This is a genomic window from Natribaculum luteum (genome assembly GCF_023008545.1).
Taxonomy (GTDB): domain Archaea; phylum Halobacteriota; class Halobacteria; order Halobacteriales; family Natrialbaceae; genus Natribaculum; species Natribaculum luteum.
This window is the reverse complement of record NZ_CP095398.1, coordinates 304,062-323,787: the sequence shown is the minus strand read 5'-3', so window position 1 is coordinate 323,787 and position 19,726 is coordinate 304,062. Positions and strand designations below refer to the sequence as shown.

Sequence of the window (19,726 nt, the reverse complement as noted above, 5' to 3'; positions counted from 1 at the left end):
ACTCAGCCTTCGAGTCGAGCAATTTCGAAGGGGCAGGAAGACATACTGAGCGAGTGGCGACGCCGCCTACCGGGCGGCGGCGACCGCTCGTACGCGACGACCAACGGCGGTGCATCGGCACGCAACCGACCACGAGACACGAGAGATCACACACGCTACACATGGGACAGACCGTTCGACTCGAAGGACAAGAGATTCCGATCGAGAGCAACATGACCGCGGCCGAACTCAAGGCCGAAGCGAACGTCGATGAGGACGCAGTCCTCACCTACCGCACCGACGACGGCATCGAATCACTCAACGACGGCGACGTGGTTGCCGACCACGTCGACGACGGCCAGGAGATTCAGGCACAGCCCCTGGCCGACTCCGGGGTGTTCGGCACGAAATGAACGTCGAGCGGACGGTGAGTGAACTCCAGGAACTTCGAGAGACGCTGGCCGAGCGCGGGCAGGTCCGGGTCAGCCACGATTTGAAGAACCGTGGCGTGATCCGGATCGACGGGCTGGAGTTCCCGCCGGGCTGGGAAACCCACGACGGCAGCCGTCGCGGCGCCATCCTGCTGGACCTGCCCGAGGAATACCCCCAGTACCGCCCCCAGATCTACGTCACCGAGGCGATGCAGTTCCGCGGAAACCGCCCGCCGGTGATGGCCCCGGAACGGTTCGACGGGGGCGGTCGCTGGGCGCTGGTCGACGTCTTCGCCACGGAGGCGGAGTGGGATCCGGAGACGGACGACCTGACGACCGTGGTAGAGGCGCTAGAGCGTCGGCTCCGCGCCTGCGGAGGGGCAGACGCGACGAGCGACGCAGAGAACAGGTAACGACCACCCGGCCTGCGTGCCGGGAGTTCGAGATACTACGATCATGACCGACGACACGACCACGAACTCGAGAGCGATCGGGAACGCACAGCGGCCCGAAGAGTCCGACGCGAGGCCCTCCGGAAGCTCCGGCACTGACGGCCGAAACGCCTCCGCGGACGAGAACCGAGACACCACGGAACTGGTATCCTACCGGCTGGAAGGCGAGGAAATCCTCGTTCCGGAGGGGACGGCTGCCAGCGCGCTCAAGCGCGACCACGACATCAGCGACGCGGCGGTACTGACCTTCCGAGACGAAGACGGGGAGGGGATCGATGCGCTCAACGACGATGATGTCGTCACCGATCGAGTCCCCCCGGAAACAGAACTTCACGTCCAACCGTTGGCCGAATCGGAGGTGTTTGGACGCCGATGAACGTCGCCGAGGTGATCGTCGAGATCGAGGAACTCAAGCAGGAGATCGGACGCCGACAGAGCGCCAGGATGGACTACGACCTCACCAAGGGCGTCGTTACCATCGAGCGCCTGACCCTGCCGGAGGGCTGGGAGAACGAACACGGAACCCGGCACGCCGACGTGATGTTCGACCTGGACGACTCGTATCCCCGGACCCAGCCGACCGTCTACATCAGCGGTGACGTCCGATACGAGGGATCGAGCCCACATGTGCTGTACGCCCGATCTTCGGCGCCACCCGGCTACATCAAGTACTGTATCCACACGATCACAGACTGGGATCCGCAGGAGCACGACCTGGTGACGATGTTTCGCATCCTGGAAGTGTCCCTCGAGGATCCCCACTCCGACAATCCACTGATGGAGGCCTGAGATGACGGAACAACGTCACCGCGAGACAGTGACCGACGAGTACACGCTCGTTCTCACGGCCACACAGGTCCAGGAGCTCCAGGAGTGGCTCCTCCAGGAGGACGGTATCGAGCGGTTCGCGTACGTCTACTGCGAGCCCTCGAACGGCCGTCTGCTGGCGACGACGATCGACCCCGTCTCGGGCGCAGAGTGCGAGGTCCAGGAGGCGACTGCCGTTCGGCCGAAACTGTCGGTCGAACGCGAGCGGATGGGGTCGGCGCTGGAATCGGGACTGGTTCCGATCATGCTGCACAGTCACCCGTTCAGCGACCACCCGACGTTCAGCGGCCTCGACGACGACATCATGGAGTCGTACCGCGACTGGTTGGGACCGCTGTACCCGGAGACGCCGCTGTGCTTTGGAGTCGTCGGGCACGAGGGGATAGACACCGCCGTCTACGTCGACCCCGAGTCCGAGCGGCGGAGCAGGCTCCCGGTCGAGGTCGTCGGCGACTGGGCGCTCGACGCGCCCCTGGAGACCCCCAGCCCGGCGACGGCGGTGTCCGTCGACGACCAGCGGTACGATCGGTCGATCCGGGCACTGACCGCGGATGGCCAGCGACGACTCGCCGGAACGACCGTCGGCGTCGTCGGCCTCGGCGGCCTCGGCTCCATCGTCGCGACGCAACTGGCCCGCATCGGCGTCGAGGACTTCCTGTTCGTCGACCCCGACCACGTCGAGCGGTCGAATCTCCCGCGGATCTACGGCGCGACGGAAGATGACGTCGGACGAGCGAAGGTCGACGTCGTCGGCGAACACGCCGTCCGAGCGAACCCGAAGGCGACCGTCGATGCCTACGAAGCACGCGTGCAGGACGTCCCCGAAGACACGCTCGCCGAGTGTGACGTCCTGATCGGTGCCGTCGACCGGCTGACCGCCCGCCTCTACTGCAGCGAGTTGGCGGTCCGCCACCTGCGCTACTACGTCGACGCCGGCGTGGCGATCAAGACCGGCGACGAGGGCGAGATCACCGAGGAACGGGGGCTCATCCAGCTGGTGGCACCCGGCGTAACCGGCTGTCTCGACTGTCTCGGGCGGACCGATCCCGATCGCTTGCGACTCGAGTCGATGGACGAAGCGGAGATCCAGGCCGACGTCGAACGGGGATACCTCGACGAGGACGTCACCGCCCCTGAACCTGCGATTACGCCGCTGAACGCCCTCGCGGCCACCACCGCGGTCCGGATGATGACCAAGCTCGTCACCGGGTACGAGGAGCCCGCGGATTACGTCCGCCTCGACGGTGTCTCCAACGAACTGGTCTCGGTCGGCACCCACCCCTCCGACGACTGCATCACCTGCGGTGCCGACGGCTGTCTCGGCGAAGGTGTCCAGAGACTCGACGAGGAGATCATTGCCGAGGTAGAATCGATAGGCCTCGACGTGGACGTCGAGGAACTCCGAGGCTTCGAGGCCGACGAGCCTGTCGAACCGACGGAAATCGTGGGCGATTCGGTCCGCGAGGACGCCGGAGACGGGGTCGAGTCCATCGCCGGCGACGACGGCGACCGCCACGTTGAACAGTCGTCTCCGGTCACGGGTGGCTGGCACAGCATGGAGTCTGCCACTGCGTCCTGGAACTCCGACGCCGGCGACGACGCGAACGGTACTCGTGGCGAGGGTCGGGTCGGTCGTTCGGCCGAGCGCGACCGTCCTACGACTGCCGACTGGACCGTCGCAATGCTCCGGGCCTACGGCTGGCCGCTCGCGCTCGGGTGCGTAGGTGTGCTCGCACTCCGTCGGCTTCTTCGTCGGTGAACACTCGGCGACTGCCCGTCGCTTCTGCTTTCTCGTGGCGTGGCCGGCGTCTGTGCGTGATCGGAGTTAAAAACCCGAGATCGATCGACCGACGACGTCAGCGTCCAGCCGACGGCGATCCCGAAATGAGGTACATGTCGTCGAACACCGACACCATGGAGGGCAACAGGACGACTGACTCGGTCGCCGTCGACGCTCGCGGTCGTCCCGGGCGACTCACGGCGTTCTTCTGTGACTGTGGCGGACTCTTGGTCCCGGGTGACGAGTGGACGTGCCAGGCTTGCAACGCCTCGAGCGAGATGGACGGAGTCACGTTCAGTACAACGACCGAGCAGACCCGCCGAGAGCTCTCGATCGTGACCGATCGGTTCTTCCGCGGGCCGAAGACGAGTGCGACGTGCCCCGAATGTGGTCACGACGAGGCGTACTTCTTGCTCGCACAGCTCCGGAGCGCCGACGAGAGCGGGACCCAGCTCCTCACCTGTGCCGAGTGCGAGCACAACTGGCGTGAGGACGACTAGTCGGACCCGTAGGTCGACGTTTCCGAACGACAGCACTGGCTCCGTCGACCGCCTCGTCCTTCTCAGAGACCACCAAACGATACCGACAGCGGTCGCCTCGACGTCGATTCGATGAGAGGCTGTCACTCGTTCAGGAAGGCTTCCGGAACAATCGTCGGGCGAGGTCCCGCAGCGTTCTGTCGACCGACGATGGCTCGGCATAGAGGATCCGGTCGAACCAGGCGGCGTGTTCCTTGATCGTGTCGGTGACGTAAATCCCAAAGACCGGAAACGTACAGCGGTCGAGCTCTCGCTGATATGCCTCGCCGTTGTTAGGCACCCCATCTGTCAGTACGATCATCAGCGGCACCGACCCACTTCCCTGGGACAGTCGGTCCCGACCGATCGCGATCGCCTCACTCAGCGGCGTTCCGCCCTGAGCCCGGCCGGAGAAGATTGACTGGGCGTACTGTCGAGGCTGTGCGCCAAGGGGGAGTTCGAGCCGCGGCCGTTCGGAGAGCAACGACAGGACGCTCACGTCGACGCCGACCGAGGAGAGCGCGACGACGAGCTGGGCCGTCGCGTCTTCAGCGGCATCGATCGAGTCGCCGAACATCGATCGCGATCGGTCGAGCACGATGAGACAGGAATAATCCCGGTCATCGCCGTCGGCACGACGCCTGAACACGTGCGATCGGCCTTGTGACGCCGCGACGAGCCGGTGCGGATCGATGTCCCCGATCCGATGGCCAGGGTCGGGCGAGACGCGTCGGAGACGGCGAAGCTGCGCCCGGAGATCGGATTCGAGAGCTCGAGCCGCCTCGCGCGCACTGAACCATCGCTGGGGTGGCTGTCCCCCTGGATCTGGCTCGCAGACGTCGACGGCCTCGACGGGTGTTTCGTCGCATCGAACGGTCCTCAAGAGCGCACGCGCCTCGCGTTCGATCGGTGGCTGCCGATCGTCGTCACTCGTCCCGAGACGGTCGACGAGCGTGTCGATAGCGGCTAACGAGGACTGATCGCGGGTGGGTGTCTCCCGAACGGCAGTAGTGACGCTAACGGTGGCGCCCGCGTCGGGATCGGCCAGGTCATCGGCCCGCTTCGCAGGACCGAGATCTCGCGTCTCAGACTCGAAAGAGCGCGGCTCGCGTGTCTGGACGCGTTTCAACTGAACCAGCGGCAGGTCCTCAAGCACCGGTCGGATTCGCTCGAAGCACTCGAAGACCCGGTCGACGCGGCGAGTTCCACAGGGTATCGATCCGACGTCTTCGACCATGGAGCGGACCTCTGGCAGCACCTCCAGGAGGGCGGCACGTCCCTCGCCGTGGACGCAGCGCGCGTCGACGGACGTATCGAGGATCGCCGGCTGCCGATCCAGTCGACCGAACCCCGAATCCTGAACGAGGACCGTGAGCGCCTCGAAGACGGTGTAAGTGAGCGGCTCGTCGTCGGCATCGAAAAACAGCTCGACGTACCGGCGGTGCATGTCGTCCTGGAGTCGGCGGAAGGCGTCGTTCGTGACGGCGAAGTCGGCTCCGATCGAGAACTCGCTGGCCATCTGCCGTTCGATCGCGACGTCTTCGGCGGAGTTGCAGATCGTCCGGAACAGCTCACGGAACGGGCCGGAGAGTCGTGCTTGTCGTTCCTTGAAGCGGCTAAAATCAGAATACTTGACGTGTCCGAGCTCGTGAAAAAGGATCGCGATCCGCGCCCGAGCAGAGATACTCCGTTGCTCACCCGTCGCTGGCTCGCCGAGGGGGTGCTTGGGGACGTGAATCTCGTACTCTGCAGTGTGTCCCTCAGGAGCCGGCCTCGCGAAGGCGCCGTCCTCGTCGATCGCGACGTGAATCCGTGGCTTCGCGAGGACGTTCACCAGCCGTTCGAGGCGGCGGCGGGTCTCTTCGATCGCTTCCCCCTCACCGGAGAGGGCGACGAGCTCTGTATCGGAGGTTTCTGGCGTCAGTTCCATCGCTACAGACACCGGGTGATGAGCGTGTCGACCAGGGCTTCGTCGTGACTGTCGACCCGCGGGAGGAGTTCGTTCCTGGTCGCCTCCTCCAGCCGCATGAAGTCGTCGCGCATGAACGCCGCGACCCGCACCAGCTCCCGGGTCGTGATCGGCGTCGACAACTCACCGTCCTCGTAGGCGGTCCGGAGACGGTTGGCAAACTCCACGAGACAGCGGACCGCGTCCTCATAGGACCGGTCGAGACCGCCGCGTTCGAGAACGAGGGTCACTTCGACGGCGGGCTCGAGGTAGTCGAGCGAGACGTGCTTGAATCGCCCCTCGAATGCGTCGTTGAGTTCGTAGGTTCCTTGGTACCCAGGGTTCGCGGTCGCGATCACCCGAAACTCGTGGTGCGGCTCGATCGTCTCACCGGTCTGTGCGACGGTCAGCGACCGCGAGGACCGCTGCTCCATGACTGCGTTCAGCGCCGCAGCAGTGTTGGCGTCGGCCGCGTTGATCTCGTCCAGCAGCAACACGCCGCCGACCCGCGCTGCGCGGGTGAGCGGTCCGTCGACCCAGGAGGTGACGCTCTCGCCGCTGGGGGCCGAGACGAGCTGGAGATGACCCAGCAGATCCTCGCGGTAGGTCGTCTCCGAGAGGGTGATCCGGTACAGCGGGCGGTTCGTCCGCGAACAGACGTACTTCGCGAGGAAGCTCTTGCCGACGCCCGGCGGGCCCTTCAGCAGTACGTTCATCCCTTCGGCCAGGGCTCGTGTGACGATCTCAACGTCGGTCTTGCCAGCCATCGTCTCCCGTTCGTGGTAGGCATCCTCGAGGACTTCGGGGACCTGATCGTGGCCCACGTCCTCCAGGACGGGCAGTGCCCCGAGGGTTTCGCCGGTCGCATCGCCGACGGTCATCACGTTACGCGCACTGTCGCCGGCTGCTCCAGCGTCGATCGTCGAACCACCAGCCATCTCCGTGTCGGCGACACCGCCGTCCGAAGTGCGGAGCAGCGAGACGCACTGCGCGACGGTCTCGCGGTCCACGTTCTGGAGGCTCCGGGTAATGTCGTCGACGATCGTCGCATCGCTCACGCTCCCGTTCTGGTCGCCGATGTACTCGCTAACGGCAGCGGCGAGCAGCTCGTGGTCCCGTGTCACGATCCGATCACCCGTCGACGACGCCCGCGGTAATCGTCTCGACGGTGCCTGGCAGCGGACTCGCTACCGACGTCGAACGGATTTCGGCAGAATTCACTTGGATCACACTCGTCACGAGTGGGTGGGAGGACGATACGGAGTCGTCGGAACGGCCCCACACGTCACCTTTTAAACGATAGGCAGCGCGCGGCAACGACAGACGCCGCGCGGAGCGATCTCGTCGGTTCCTGGAGACTACCCGTGGCTTCGCGAACCGACCGGCGCTCGGCCACCGACCACGCTACACACTTCACCCGACCCGACAAGTCAGTACCTGCGTGACGAACCAGTCACGGACGTTCACAGCTCCAGTTCGGACGCATTCTTCACATCCATCGAGGAGTGGCAGTTCGCTACGCACGCTGTGGTCGGGTGCGACGCCCCCACGGAATCGACCGGATGGTTCCGTGCGATCGCTCCGAACACCGTCCCGACTGTACCGGTCGGAGACGCTGCTGCGAACGCACGATTACCCGTCGCCGTCGACCGGATCAGTGGACGCGAGCGACAGCGCGTTCGAGAGAAGCACGGCGCGTTCGCGCCCGATCCTGGCACGGAGCCGCGCCGTGGCCGCGTCGAGAGCGTCCCGACCTGCGCCAGAGGGTGGCTTCGAGAGTCGGGTCAGCCGCTGGAGATCCGAGCGGTCGCCGACGTGGCCGAGTCCGCGGATTGCCGCCGTGGTGGTCTCCGGGTCTGGGTCGTCGAGACCGTCGCGGAAGACTGCTCGAGCTCGACCCCGAATCCGACCTCTGCCGACTTCCGCCACGTCCGCGAGCGCCTCCATCGCCCGACGGCGCGGAAGGTCGTCGTCGGCTGCGACGAGATCACAGAACTGATCGACGGCGACCGACTGGACGCTCACGTCGATCTGGGCGATCTTTCCGAGCGCCAGTGCGACACCGCATCTCGCGGAGCGATCGCCGCGCCGAGAGCGATCGACGACCTCGGAGGTCACCTCCATAGCGTCGACGGCGTCCGTTTCGACGAGTTCGGCGAGGGCGTCCGCCGCCCTGGCCCGAACCGTGGGACGTTCGTCACTGAGACATCCGATGGCGGCTGACGCTGCCATCGCCGACGACAGGAGATCATGATGGCCGGCGGTAGGGAGCAGAGAGACGGCCGTACTCCGGAGGTCCCATCCGCCGTCGAGTGCGTCGAGGATCGCGCTTCCCACCCGGTCGCGGTTGGCGCCCGCCGAGAGTCCTGCTCCCACCCGGACGAGGGCATCGAGAGCGATCGCTCGCTGGCGTTCGTTACCGGCGGTCGAACTCGCCAGCAACCGATCGACGACCGAGACGAGGAGGTCGTCCGGCAGGACGTCGGCGGCGAGGTCGGCGACCTCGCGGCGCGTCTCGCAGTCGGTCGAACACAGATACGCCGCCGTCGGCACGGGATCGAGCGGTGCGATCGGATCGCCCTCCTTGTAAGACGAGACGAACTCGGAAAACTCGTCGTGACCGATCCACGCGATCGTGCGGGCGATTGCCTGCTTCCCCGGCTCGTAGAGGTCGGTCCCCGTCGCGAGGTCGATCAGATCGTCAGCGAAGTCGGTAATCGCACCGGGACGCTCCCGGGCGACCGCTTCGGTGGCGAAGACGAGCGCCCGCGTCGTGTCGGAATCGTGCGCACTATCGGCCACTGTATCGAGGTCACCGATAGCACGCCCGACAGCGGTCGGATCCGCACGGGCGGCGGCGAAGAGGCGGTCAGCAGCCCCTGCGCGATACCGGTCCGACTGCACGGTGATGTCCGCTGGGGGGACCGTGCCGTTTACGATCGAGACGAGGATCTCCGGGCCGCCCTCGACGTCGACGATCGCAGAACCAGGAAGCGCCTCGATCGCCCGAAGCACGGCAATCGGAAAACCCTCCTCCGGCGGAGAGGTAACGAACTTGAGGGGCGGGGCAGCGATCATCGCCCCGGCGTCATCGCTGGCGAGTGCAGCCCTTTCCATGGTACGCGCGGCGTACCACCGCCCGATTGGATCTGTCGACGCGAGCGGTGGAAGTGCATCGACGATCCGCTCGGCGGAAGAGGGGTCTACGGTCGTCAGTTCCGCCGCCGCTCGCATGGCAGCCGGTCCCTCGAGGCCGTCGGCGCTCTTGACGAGCGCGTCGGTAGCAGCCGATTCGGAGACTGAGAGAGTGGCGGCAACCGCTCCCACGGCGTCCGCGGATCGGGCCCGGACGAACGGGGCGGGATCGGAGAGCCCGTCGACCAGCCCCGACCTCACCGCCATCGACGCACCACCGAGATCGGACCCGACCGCCTCCGCGAGACTCGCCGCCTGTGCCCTGACCAGCGGGGCCTGATGGTCGAGGAGGGCCCCGATCAGGCGATCGAGCTGATGGGACCTATCGGCCGGCGACTCGGTCCTCGTGTCGTCGTCAGCGTGCGCCGTAAGCGACCTGACGGCGGCGATGGTCCGGTCGGCCTCCGCAGACCGCTCACTGGCAGCCAGACACAGGAGCAGGTGGCAGATCGCTCGCGACCGAAGCGCCGGGGCAGCCTCGGCGCTCGTCTGGACGCGATCGATCGCCGCGGACGGATCGGTCGCTAACCCGGCGGCAGCCGTGTCGATGACGGCAGGGGACGGGTCGACGGGGGCTCCCTCCGGCATCCAGTGAGAATCCGTCGGATCGGCCAGCGCGGACGACGCTGCCGCCCGTATCGATTGGTGCGGATGACCGGTGAGTTCCCGGAGCGCCTCGCGTGTCGACGGCGTGTCGGTTGCAGCGAGGCCGGGGATCGCCGCCAGTACGAGTTCCGGGTCGGCGTGATCGAGAAGGCCGATCAGTGCCGACTCGAGTATCGGACCGGCGTGGGGCCACTCGGTGACGAGTCCGCTGGCGATCCGGGTGGCGCGGACGCGGTCGGCAGTGTCGGGGTGCCGGAGCCAGTCCTCCAGAGCCAGTGCCAGCGGAAGTGCGTACGCTGGGTGAGCGGTCCCAGCCGCGACAGCGGCGTCGGCGACCGCCGGACCGAGGTCCGGAACAGTCTCGTCGGGAGCAGTATCGGGCTCCCGGTGCCGCTCTTCCAGCGGATCGGAATGGCTCCGTGCGCGGCTCGCCGCGATCGCGTACTCGACGACCGGGGCGGCAGCCCGATCGGTCGCCGGGGCGAGTTCGGCGAGGACGGTGCAGGCGTCCTCGGGTGACCGTGAAAGCAGCCGCGTGAGCAGATCGAGCGCGTCCGACGCCCGGGCGGAAGTCGGATCCACCGCTGCGATCGCGCCCGCGAGAGGGATCGATCTGACCGAATCAGTCCCCGGATCGGCGAGGATCGATTCGAGTTCGTCGACGCGGCCCTCGACCGAATCAGGGTCGGCAACGGCGATCCAGAATACCGCCCAGGCGGCCTCGGACGCGCCGTTCGACGCGCTGTCGATCGCTGCATCGATCATCTCATCGGCTCGATCCAGAACCACCGCCGGCTGCTGCCGTGCTGTACTTGCGATCCACCGATAGACTTCCTGGTCGTCGACTCGGTCGGCACCGAGCGCACCAACAATGTCGTCTCCGATCTCCGGTGCGAGATCCGGGTAGCTGTCGACGAGCGAACACAGGGCGTCGACAGCGGGTTCGCCTCGGTCCAAACGCTCACTGAGCGCCTGTCGGAGCGTAGAGACAGCACGAGGTGCCTGGCGCGGCCAGAACCGGGCAGCAGTCGCGAGCCAGTCGGCGACGACCGCTGCAAACTCGGGATCGGCCGCTGCGAACGCGTCCGAAAGTGCCGCAACGATAGCCGGCCTGCAGCCTGGATGACAACAGCCCAGATCGATCAGGCAGCGAACCGCGGTCTCGCGAACGTCCTCGTCCTCGTCGTCGAGTCGCTCGATGAGAGCTTCCACGCCGAACCAATCCACGACTGCCGCACCGCCACTCGCCAGGGCGACCAGCGCGAGGCGCCGGCGCTCGTGACGGTCGGCAGAGAGCTGGGACAGCGGGAGTACGTACCCCTCGAGCCGCGATTCCGGACAGTGCCGCCAACAGCACGCGATCGTACCGAGAACGCGTTTGACCGGCCAGAACTGGTCGGCGATCCCGGGAACGACGAGGGCGTCGAGACGGTCGGCAAAGACGTTCGGCCGGGCGTGCGCGATCCGGTGAATTCCCCAGACAAGTGATCGTGCGAGCGGCGACCGCCAGTTGCACCCCTCTCGCGATTGGAGCGTCAGGTACGCCTCGAGAACTGTCGACGCGGCATCGCGGGTCGCATCTCGTTCTCCTGCGGGCAGGCCGACCGGATCCAGGCGTCCGTCCCGGCCGGCCAGCCGGACGCCGAAGTAGTCGGCAACCGCGTCGATCGCCTCCGCGGACATCGACTCAACGTCGGTCGGATCGAACAGTTCGTGCGGCTCGAACGAGGGAATCGCATCCGGGTTCGAGAGGCCAATCTGGCCGAGGTCGCTCGCCGCCTCGTGGACGGGGCTCGGCTCTCGGCCCTCGCTGAGCAGTTCGCTGAGCCCACTCTCGTCGTCTTCTTCGCCGGTCGATAGATCGGCCGTTCGAGGCGGGGTAGCCGTCCCTCCCGACTGATCGATCGCGAACAGCCGATCGGTAATCGCACGTCTGACGACCGCCGGCTCAGCGTGTAGAAGTCGATTCACCAGTCCAAGATGCTCGTCGACGGGGAAGACGTTCGAACCGAACCGGGACAGAAACATCGCGGGGGTTTTTCGACCGATCGCCATCGTCGCCCACGTCCCACTGTCCGTCAGTTTAAGATGCGGTGGGAGCTGGTCGACAAACTGGAGCGTCGTCCCCACGGGCAGCCGCGCGATCTGGAACGCCGAATGTGCGTACAGAGAGTGGACCATGCTAAACGGGAACCCGTCGATCGCGTCGACGACATCGTCGGCCAGGGCCGGCCGCCGGTGCGCCGCTTCGAGGAGGACGCTGACCGCTCGTGGTCCGACGTACCGTTCTCCCGAACCAACGTGAGACGAGAGCCGATCGAGGACGTCTTCGGGGTCACGCCGGCCAGCCTGGAGATCGAGACGCAGCTGTTCGAGTGTCCGAAGATCGATCGATGGCTGGTGGTCCGTCGTCGGGTCGTCGTCGATCACGAGCGAAACCACCCGACAGGGTTGTGGACGACCGATATGGAGCCGGTCAATCGCCGTCTGCAGTTCGTGTATTTCGTGTCCCTACTGATGCCGTCACCACACTTGGTGCACTCCCAGCGGTCCTCGGAGTCGGAGGCGATAACGCCCGAACACCCGCCGCGGTGGTGTGTGGGGCACTTGCCGGTCCCGCAGTCGGGATAGCGGTCCTTCTTCACGCGGAGTTCCGCGGGCATATTTCGATCGACGGGAGTGTCCCCGTCTACTCTTACGTGGCGGGGGATCGGCAACGTGCCTTTTATTATCTGCTCGATCTCCGGGCAGCCGATCCGAGTTGAGGCTGACGATACTCCTGGAACTTGAAGCTTACGTGTCGATTACGATGGCCGTCACACCCGACCGAACTGAGTACACAGTTTGAACCGCGATGTCGACCGACTCCGAGACTCCGACCAAGGGCGACGAGAACTGGCAGAACGATACCGACGAGGGGAACAGCCCGTCTCCGAACACGCCGAGCGACGAAGGAACCGACGTTGCTGTCCGTATCGACGAGCAGGGTGAACGGATCACCGAGACCGTCACGGAGATAATCGCCCAGCGACGGGTGGACAGCGAGGTCGCCCAGCAACTCCACGACGACCTTGGCTCACAGCTTCGCAAATTGACGCACGAGCACGAGGAGGTGACCGTTGCCGAGGTTGCGGTTGCGCTGTGGAGCGAACTGGAATATATAGTGGAAGTGATGGAGGAGGCGAACCAGGATACCGACGAAGGGGAGACTGGTACCGCAGACGAAGACGGTGATGGGGCCGAGAGCGCAGAGCGGTCCTCGAGCGCGCTCTTCTCGGACGATGAGAAGGTCGAGGAGCCGCCAACGGATCCGGCGTTCCATTGACGACGTCGCCGGCATTTCCTGACAGAAAGACGAGGGAGATCACACGACATCAGTCGCGGGTGGATGTCTATCTCTGTTCCTTGTGTTCATTCCGAACGGATTCGCTAACGAAGTGACCTCGAGATCAATACAAAAACCACGGGTTGTGCAGGGCCTCACGTCACTCCTCCCATGCGTCCGTCTCTTGGGTCAACTGCGATGTCCGCAAACCACTACGCGAGCGAGACCGACAACCAGTCCGCACAAAATGACTTCGAAGCGGATCTCGAACGGATCGGAACCGTTGCAGGTGGCGCGATCAAGCAGTCCGTGGAGAAACACGAAGACAAGATGACCGCAATGCAGACGATCGGAGAACACGTCGCGGAGATGAACGATCTCCTCGACGGCCAGGACGTCCCACACGACGAGCAGGCCGCCGCTGCCTGGTTCTTCCTCCTCCAGTTCGCGCAGTAGCCGTCGAGTCGTCTGAGGGTCGGTTAGCCCTCACAGGAAACGCGAATATTTGGATAGACTGGCCGAAAGCACGCATAACAGCGGTTTGAGGAGAACACCCACGACTGAAGTCCTGTCTCTTACCCACACGTTGCGCCACCAATCTGTGAGCGATTCACCGGAGAGTGACTATCGAGACACCAGTATTCAGCGACTTCACCCGGCGAAAACCCGTGATTTTGGATCCACAGGCAGTCGACTCGAGTACCACTCTCCGTGACCAGGCGTCGATCTCGTCTCTCTTCCGGTGGGTCTCAGCTCGTGCTCGCCGGTCTCGAGAGTCTCTGAAACGCCGACTTCGCGAGACTCCGACGTCTGGGGAAGAGACAGGACGTCAGTCATGAGTGGATGTCAACACTGCTTCTCTCGTCTGCCAAGTCATCGGATAGGTGTCACTACTCCCATCGTCGTGGCTCGGCCGTCGGATCGATCAACAGTTCGACCACTGGTGTAGTTTTCTGCGGGTCCCGACGAGGACCCGAAGCGAGCCGCCCTCGACACTGGACGACTGGCGTGCGGACGTTCGTCGACGTACGAACACATAAACCCGACGTTGAACGGGGGGCAAGATCAACAGCCACCCGTTCCGAGTCCGTCTGCTCGATCAGATGCGCGCTCGGCGACGACGGCCCGACATCCGTGCCGGTGATCGCACTCCGACTTCGAGTGTGGCGACGGATAGACGCGCATCGCATCCACGATACCATGAGTGAACGAAAGCACCTCATCATTTCGGTCGGTACGAGCGGCTTCCGGACCGCGCGGACGCTCTACAGGCTGGTCAACGAGCACGGGCTCGGCGATCAGTTCAAATTCGTCTCCATCGAGACTGCGGCGCTAGACGACGAGGACGTCCCCGAGTCCCTGGAGGCGGTGGAGCTGCGCCGAGACGACGCCGCAGCCCAGCGGTTCGAGCAGCTGAAGGCGGACGTTCCCTGGCTCGACGAGAGACTCGAGCTCGCCAATCAAGGTGCTACCAGCAAGCCCCCGATCGGACGTTTCCTGCTGGAGTACTACCACTCGACCGTCTACAACAGCGTCGACCAGATCCTCGGCGAGTTCGTCGATCCCTACGAGACCGACGAACTGTCGACGTGGCTGATCGGTGCACTCTCCGGGGGCACTGCCGCGGGAATGTTCCCGTTGCTGAGTAGCATGGTAGAGCGGATCGTCGGCAGCTACGCCGACCAGTACGACATCGAGCCCCGGCTACTGGCCGCGGGGACGGTCTCGAAGTTCGAGCACCGCCACCAGCAGACGACTCTCGGTCCGATCCCCTCGACGTACGTCAATACCAACATCTCGCTCCAGCAGTTCACGACGCTGCTGAACATCCCCGACGAGACCGGGCAGTGCCCGGATCCGTACCCGGTTACGCTGCCGATGGACGCGGCGCCCGACAGCAACGTCCTCGACGACGAATTCGAGATCACGGAGCCGCCGCTCGACGCGCTGCTCTTGCTGCCGGTCGACGAGGAACGGATGTACAACGCCTCGCGGAGGGGCGACAACGAGGTCGAGAACTTCCGCGAACGGGTCAACTGGACGATCGCAAGCGCGGTGCTGTCGATCACGCAGACCGACGACGGATTCGAGAACATCACCACGCGGACCTTCGACAACCGACTCATGACGGTCTCGGCAGCCAGTGTTCGCGTTCCTCTCGACGAGGTGTCGACGTACTTCGAGAAGTTCGACGAGCAGGAGGCGTTGAACCAGGTGATCGACGTACTCGAGGAGTGGGAGGACGAGCTGGAGGACTCGGTCGATCGGGTCGATCGGCTGCTCGCGCACGTAGAGGAGACGACGGACGAGGACTCGACAGACGAAGACTGGATAGCGTCCAACGAGATCGAGGAGCTCAGCACTCCGGTCGCGAGTGATCTCAGCCGGATCCGACAGACGGTTACCAGTCTATCGCTCGCCAGCGTCGCCGTCGAGAATCTCGAAACCCACGCCGACGGGATCGTCGAGAGCGACACGCCGACCGCGGTCCGTCTCGAGCGGGTCCGTCAGACGATCGACGACCTCGCCCTCGCAGACGCCGATACCGAGGACCTCCGGACCTACGCGGATCGACTCGCCACCCGTATCGAGGGGGACGACGATGCGATCCCTCACGGGACGATCGCCAGACTGCTGTTCTACCAGCTCGTCGCCGATCGGATCGACGACGAACTCGACGTCCACGAGTTCGTGACGGAGGTGGAGGACTTCTGGATCGACAACAACGAGACGATGACAGATCGGGCACCGAGTCTCGACGACGCCGGTGCCGTCGAGAAGTACGAGCAGGCGATCCGACCGGCGCTCCGAGAGAAGCGGTCGACGATCAAAGCCAAACGCGAGAACACCCGCTCGATCCGCATCGGCGTGCGCAGAACGCTCAAGGATCGACTCGACGCCGTCGAGCAGCGACTCGGCGTGTTCGACCACCTCCACGACGAGTACACGTCGCTGGTGGACCTCCGAGAGACGCTCGACGAACAGCTCCTGCCGGACGTCCGGGTCACGCTTCGCAACCATCGGGACGCCCTCCTCGCGGAACTCGAGACGCTCCGCGAGGAGGAGCTCCAGGAGTTCCGGAACAACAAGTCGGACGTGGAGTCGGAACTGGCCTCGGCGAAGAATCGCCTGACGGGTGACCGAAAGAACTCCATCCGGATGCTGCCGCTGAACACCGACTCCATGGACGAAATCAGCGAGCGCACCCTGGAAAATGCCGGGAACGTCCACGACCTCATTGACGCCGGCGTCGTCGATCAGGACGACCTGGTCGAGGCGCTGCGACAGGCGCTCGCGAGTCACCTCGACGAGCCTCTCGAGGATTACATGCACAACTCGCTGAACAACATGTCACAGGGTACGCTAGCGCTGTTGACCGATAGCGACAACCGGAACGCCCTGGACTTGACGAACTCGTCTGGCCAGGACGCCGAAGCGGTGATGGCGGCTCAGGACATCGATCGACGGCTCGACGTCAAGGGGATCGACGCTCCGTTCGAGCTGACGCTGGTGGCGCTGTACGAGAACGTCTACCTGACGAACACGTCCGAACTCCGGCGCATCCACGAGCGGTGGGAGTGTGGGACGCTCGACGAGCTGTTCGAGGATGAGGTTCCATTCGAGCAGAACATCGCGTACCCGCAGCTGTTCGTCTCCGGAGCGACCGGCGCCCCGGATCCGGACCAGGGTACCATCACCGAGACGAGGGGTGACTGACGATGCGAGGGCGATACGCGAACCTGGTACTGGTCGTCGTGTTGGTCGTCGGGCTGGTCGGCGGAGGCGCCGGTGCGGTCGCGGCGGCGGGAGCGGAGAATGGCGACGCCGCCACCACGGTAACTGCCGAAGACCCCGGCGCGCCGTTCGAGGTCGAGACCGAGCGCGACCCGGACCCGGCCTCGAACCTGGTCACGGTCAGGGTGACGATCGAGCCCGATGACGCGTCGCTGGTCGACCTGCGGATCGCGATGGAACGCCAACCCGAATCGTTACTGGTTCCCAACAGCTACACGACGACTATCTCTCCGAGCAACAACGCCGTCGAGGTCGATCACGCCGGCGGCAACGAGTTCACCGTCGACGAACTCCAGCCCGGCGAACGAGTCGTCATTGAATTCCAAACGGTCACGACCGTCTCGGAAACGGAATCCGTGGACGTGGCCGATATCGACGTCGGGTACACGCGCAATGGACAGCGTCTCTCGACCGAATTCGTGGCGACCGGCGACACGACCGTTCCGAAGCAAAACGCCAGAGACGACGTGTCCCTGTCGTGGCTCGCCGGCACTGGCGCGATCGCACTCGTGGTCGGGCTGGTCGGCGGCGTCACGATCGGCAGGGGAGGCGGCGGGAGTTCGGACCGCCGCGAAGAGTGGGTTGAGACGCTCGAAAACGTAGAGCAACTCGTCGAGAACCCTATCGCGTCGTCACGACTCCAGAACCTCAAACAGCAGATGGCGGTCGAAGAGTCGGACGCCACCTCACACAGCGTCAGCGGGTACCAGGATCAGGCGGACGAGGACGACTCGAGACAGTCGGTCCTGGGACGGGTCTCGTCGCTGTTCAGCCGAGACGAGTCGTCCAGCGAAGCGGAAGACGACGAGTTCGATCTCGAGCTGTGAGCGACCCGCAGCAATTCGCCCTCATCCACTGGGCACTGTCGGCAAAGCGACGGTGGCCCGAAGCCAGTTTGTGTCCCTCTCGACCGGTGGTCTGACGCGAGAATAGTACGTCGTCGGTCGACCACTGCACTGTCGATGGGAAAAGCATTATCCAGCAAAGCGACTCTCTCAGAGAAATCACATGATTGACCACCTGCAGCCGGCGGTTGGGACCGCATGCGCGGTAGCGTCCGTCGGCAACACGGCGATCGACCAGAATCATCATCCGACAATGACGAACAACCAGGAACTTCACGACCACGAATGGGTAGAATCGGCATGGAAAGAGCGATTGAGACGGGCCGGAATCGACGAGTCGACCGCCCGCAAGCTGGCGGCGTGGTACCAGTCGGACCCGGCGCTCACTACGGGGAACGCTTCCCCAGCGACTGTCCGGGACGTCGTCGAGCAAACGATCGACCGGACGTCTCTCGCATCCCACGGCGTCGACGATCCGGGTGCTGTCCGGCAAGACCTTCGACGAGCGCTGGCTGCAGGGCTAAATGGTCGACTCGAGGGTCCCGTTGCGCTACTGTCACCGTCGACGGCGCGACAGTACGGTGTGTCGGGGAGCGACGAGTCAGCGACGGGCACAACGGGTCGGCGGACGATCACTCTCGACGGCACCGGAACCGAACTGGGAGACCCTCGATCGACCCGGAGCCGGTCGGCCGGTTCGCGGGTGCAGACGGAGCCCCTTCCGAGCGACCGGCGAGTCAGCAGGGACCACCTCCGGACGGAGGTCGTCGACGCGGTCCGCTGGGACCTTCACCAGACTGTCGACTCGAGGCCCGTGACCAGGGCTGACCTGGTCGTCGCGGTTTCGATACTGACCGGAGCATTCGGCAAGGACGACGTCGAACCGCCGGTGAGTGGCCTCGTCGACGACTTCGAGCGCCTCGTCGCACGGGGAATCAGAGTTGAGGAGCTCATCAGGGCGATCAAGATGGTGGAGTGACGGATCGCAGAACAGCACGACGAACCACGCGATCACCGACTACAGGGTGGATGCCCCGGTATCGGCCGAACTCCAGGCCGGACTCCTCGTTGGCGGGGACGACGAACTGCTCATCGGTGATCGTCCGCAGGACCCGGTGGCCACACGCGTGTGAACCACCAGCATACTGAAATTGGACGCGATCTTTCCGGGGAAAACTCGACTAGAGAAGCGGATTCTCCAGAGAAACGATGTCACCCGGTCGCCTACTGCCGGCAGGCACCAGTCGGCGCGAGACGGCGAATAGCCTCGTCAACGCTCGGACTGGAGGGCTCGGTCCGGGTCGGCACCCGGTCGAACCAGGAGGTGTTCACCGCGCTTTATGTACCGGAAGAGTTCGGTGACAGGAATCGGCTCGAACCCCAGGAGTTCGACCGAGACGTTGATCCGCCTGGCATCGGGATCGAAGAACGGAAACTCATCTTCGTGGTTGTTGTGGTGATGGCCGTAGATCCCCCAGCCGCCCCAGTCGTCGGGGATGTCACTCGGATAGTGCGTGAGGTACAGGCTGTAATCGTTGACTTCGTACTCCAGGTACTCGTGGGTCTCGATCGGGACTGTTTCGTCGTGGTTGCCGACCACAAACGTGATCGACCCGTCGAGCTTATCGAGCCAGCCCTGAACCACGTGCGGACGATCCTCGAACGGTACGAGATCGCCCAGGAAGAGCACTTTGTCGTCCGGCTCGACGACGTCGTTCCAGTTCTCGACGAGTGTCTGGTTCATCTCGCTGGTCGACTCGAAGGGTCGATCGCAGTACTCGATGATGTTGTCGTGACCGAGATGCAGGTCGGAGACGATGTAGATCATGACGTTGTCGGTGAGAGGGTTCTCCGGGGAAGCCGGAGTAGTGACGGCAGTCCACCGCACGACGTGATGCTTTTGTGGATGGACTGACGTCCAACACCCCACGCAGCATCGATCGCGAGACCGTGCCCGGTGGATACCGATCGTGTCCCCAATCCCCCCCTTCCCCCAGGACGATTGTTTGGGCGTCGAAGTGCTT

General features: G+C 64.7%; 16 protein-coding genes. 11 read left to right on the top strand and 5 right to left on the bottom strand.

Annotated elements, in window-relative coordinates; translation table 11 throughout:
• The first annotated feature begins 161 nt into the window (after positions 1-161).
• From MU558_RS20230 to MU558_RS20205, 6 genes are all read left to right on the top strand, one after another.
• Positions 162-392 (top strand): hypothetical protein, encoded by a 231-nt coding sequence (locus MU558_RS20230; protein WP_246976444.1) that lies wholly within the window; start codon positions 162-164, stop codon positions 390-392.
• Complete coding sequence (locus MU558_RS20225) at positions 389-823, top strand: hypothetical protein (RefSeq protein ID WP_246976442.1); 435 nt, start codon at positions 389-391, stop codon at positions 821-823. The genes MU558_RS20230 and MU558_RS20225 overlap by 4 nt, the downstream gene beginning before the upstream one ends.
• A 43-nt stretch (positions 824-866) precedes the next feature.
• The gene (locus MU558_RS20220; RefSeq protein WP_246976440.1) at positions 867-1,238 is read left to right on the top strand and encodes a hypothetical protein; all 372 of its coding nucleotides are present in this window, start codon (positions 867-869) and stop codon (positions 1,236-1,238) included.
• Positions 1,235-1,651, top strand: coding sequence for a hypothetical protein (locus MU558_RS20215; protein WP_246976437.1), 417 nt, complete (start codon positions 1,235-1,237; stop codon positions 1,649-1,651). Before MU558_RS20220 ends, MU558_RS20215 begins: the two co-directional genes overlap by 4 nt.
• Before the next feature lies 1 nt (position 1,652).
• Positions 1,653-3,449 (top strand): HesA/MoeB/ThiF family protein, encoded by a 1,797-nt coding sequence (locus MU558_RS20210; protein WP_246976434.1) that lies wholly within the window; start codon positions 1,653-1,655, stop codon positions 3,447-3,449.
• A gap of 134 nt (positions 3,450-3,583) precedes the next feature.
• Complete coding sequence (locus tag MU558_RS20205) at positions 3,584-3,970, top strand: RPA12/RPB9/RPC11 RNA polymerase family protein (RefSeq protein ID WP_246976431.1); 387 nt, start codon at positions 3,584-3,586, stop codon at positions 3,968-3,970.
• 130 nt (positions 3,971-4,100) lie between these two features.
• Here the strand turns inward: MU558_RS20205 and MU558_RS20200 are convergent, their stop codons facing one another.
• From MU558_RS20200 to MU558_RS20185, 4 genes are all read right to left on the bottom strand, one after another.
• The gene (locus MU558_RS20200) at positions 4,101-5,918 is read right to left on the bottom strand and encodes a vWA domain-containing protein (RefSeq protein WP_246976428.1); all 1,818 of its coding nucleotides are present in this window, start codon (positions 5,916-5,918) and stop codon (positions 4,101-4,103) included.
• Positions 5,919-5,920: 2 nt separating this feature from the next.
• Positions 5,921-7,060, bottom strand: a complete 1,140-nt coding sequence (locus MU558_RS20195) for an AAA family ATPase (protein ID WP_246976425.1) — start codon at positions 7,058-7,060, stop codon at positions 5,921-5,923.
• A 508-nt stretch (positions 7,061-7,568) separates the two neighbouring features.
• Positions 7,569-12,167, bottom strand: a complete 4,599-nt coding sequence (locus tag MU558_RS20190; protein WP_246976422.1) for a hypothetical protein — start codon at positions 12,165-12,167, stop codon at positions 7,569-7,571.
• On the bottom strand, positions 12,164-12,400 hold the full coding sequence (locus tag MU558_RS20185; protein WP_246976419.1) for a hypothetical protein: 237 nt from the start codon (positions 12,398-12,400) through the stop codon (positions 12,164-12,166). Before MU558_RS20185 ends, MU558_RS20190 begins: the two co-directional genes overlap by 4 nt.
• 191 nt (positions 12,401-12,591) lie before the next feature.
• On the opposite strand from MU558_RS20185, the gene MU558_RS20180 reads away from it, so the two are divergent.
• From MU558_RS20180 to MU558_RS20160, 5 genes are all read left to right on the top strand, one after another.
• Complete coding sequence (locus MU558_RS20180) at positions 12,592-13,062, top strand: hypothetical protein (RefSeq protein WP_246976416.1); 471 nt, start codon at positions 12,592-12,594, stop codon at positions 13,060-13,062.
• A 198-nt stretch (positions 13,063-13,260) separates the two neighbouring features.
• Positions 13,261-13,518: a hypothetical protein gene (locus MU558_RS20175; protein ID WP_246976413.1), complete on the top strand. Its 258-nt coding sequence runs from the start codon at positions 13,261-13,263 to the stop codon at positions 13,516-13,518.
• A 744-nt stretch (positions 13,519-14,262) separates the two neighbouring features.
• Positions 14,263-16,779: a tubulin-like doman-containing protein gene (locus MU558_RS20170; RefSeq protein WP_246976410.1), complete on the top strand. Its 2,517-nt coding sequence runs from the start codon at positions 14,263-14,265 to the stop codon at positions 16,777-16,779.
• Positions 16,780-16,781: 2 nt separating this feature from the next.
• Entirely contained in the window at positions 16,782-17,684 is a 903-nt protein-coding gene (locus MU558_RS20165) for an efflux RND transporter periplasmic adaptor subunit (RefSeq protein WP_246976407.1), read from the top strand.
• Between the two features lie 181 nt (positions 17,685-17,865).
• A complete protein-coding gene (locus MU558_RS20160; RefSeq protein WP_246976404.1) occupies positions 17,866-18,681 on the top strand; it encodes a hypothetical protein in 816 nt (271 codons plus the stop codon).
• A 291-nt stretch (positions 18,682-18,972) separates the two neighbouring features.
• Here MU558_RS20160 and MU558_RS20155 read toward each other — a convergent pair whose 3' ends face one another.
• Positions 18,973-19,530 (bottom strand): metallophosphoesterase family protein, encoded by a 558-nt coding sequence (locus tag MU558_RS20155; protein ID WP_246976401.1) that lies wholly within the window; start codon positions 19,528-19,530, stop codon positions 18,973-18,975.
• Positions 19,531-19,726: the final 196 nt, after the last annotated feature.

Bases quoted from the DNA above. Each gene is read 5' to 3' on its own strand.
- MU558_RS20230 (WP_246976444.1), top strand. From the start codon at position 162: ATGGGACAGACCGTTCGACTCGAAGGACAAGAGATTCCGATCGAGAGC.
- MU558_RS20225 (WP_246976442.1), top strand. From the start codon at position 389: ATGAACGTCGAGCGGACGGTGAGTGAACTCCAGGAACTTCGAGAGACG.
- MU558_RS20220 (WP_246976440.1), top strand. From the start codon at position 867: ATGACCGACGACACGACCACGAACTCGAGAGCGATCGGGAACGCACAG.
- MU558_RS20215 (WP_246976437.1), top strand. From the start codon at position 1,235: ATGAACGTCGCCGAGGTGATCGTCGAGATCGAGGAACTCAAGCAGGAG.
- MU558_RS20210 (WP_246976434.1), top strand. From the start codon at position 1,653: ATGACGGAACAACGTCACCGCGAGACAGTGACCGACGAGTACACGCTC.
- MU558_RS20205 (WP_246976431.1), top strand. From the start codon at position 3,584: ATGTCGTCGAACACCGACACCATGGAGGGCAACAGGACGACTGACTCG.
- MU558_RS20200 (WP_246976428.1), bottom strand. From the start codon at position 5,918: ATGGAACTGACGCCAGAAACCTCCGATACAGAGCTCGTCGCCCTCTCC.
- MU558_RS20185 (WP_246976419.1), bottom strand. From the start codon at position 12,400: ATGCCCGCGGAACTCCGCGTGAAGAAGGACCGCTATCCCGACTGCGGG.
- MU558_RS20180 (WP_246976416.1), top strand. From the start codon at position 12,592: ATGTCGACCGACTCCGAGACTCCGACCAAGGGCGACGAGAACTGGCAG.
- MU558_RS20175 (WP_246976413.1), top strand. From the start codon at position 13,261: ATGTCCGCAAACCACTACGCGAGCGAGACCGACAACCAGTCCGCACAA.
- MU558_RS20170 (WP_246976410.1), top strand. From the start codon at position 14,263: ATGAGTGAACGAAAGCACCTCATCATTTCGGTCGGTACGAGCGGCTTC.
- MU558_RS20165 (WP_246976407.1), top strand. From the start codon at position 16,782: ATGCGAGGGCGATACGCGAACCTGGTACTGGTCGTCGTGTTGGTCGTC.
- MU558_RS20160 (WP_246976404.1), top strand. From the start codon at position 17,866: ATGATTGACCACCTGCAGCCGGCGGTTGGGACCGCATGCGCGGTAGCG.
- MU558_RS20155 (WP_246976401.1), bottom strand. From the start codon at position 19,530: ATGATCTACATCGTCTCCGACCTGCATCTCGGTCACGACAACATCATC.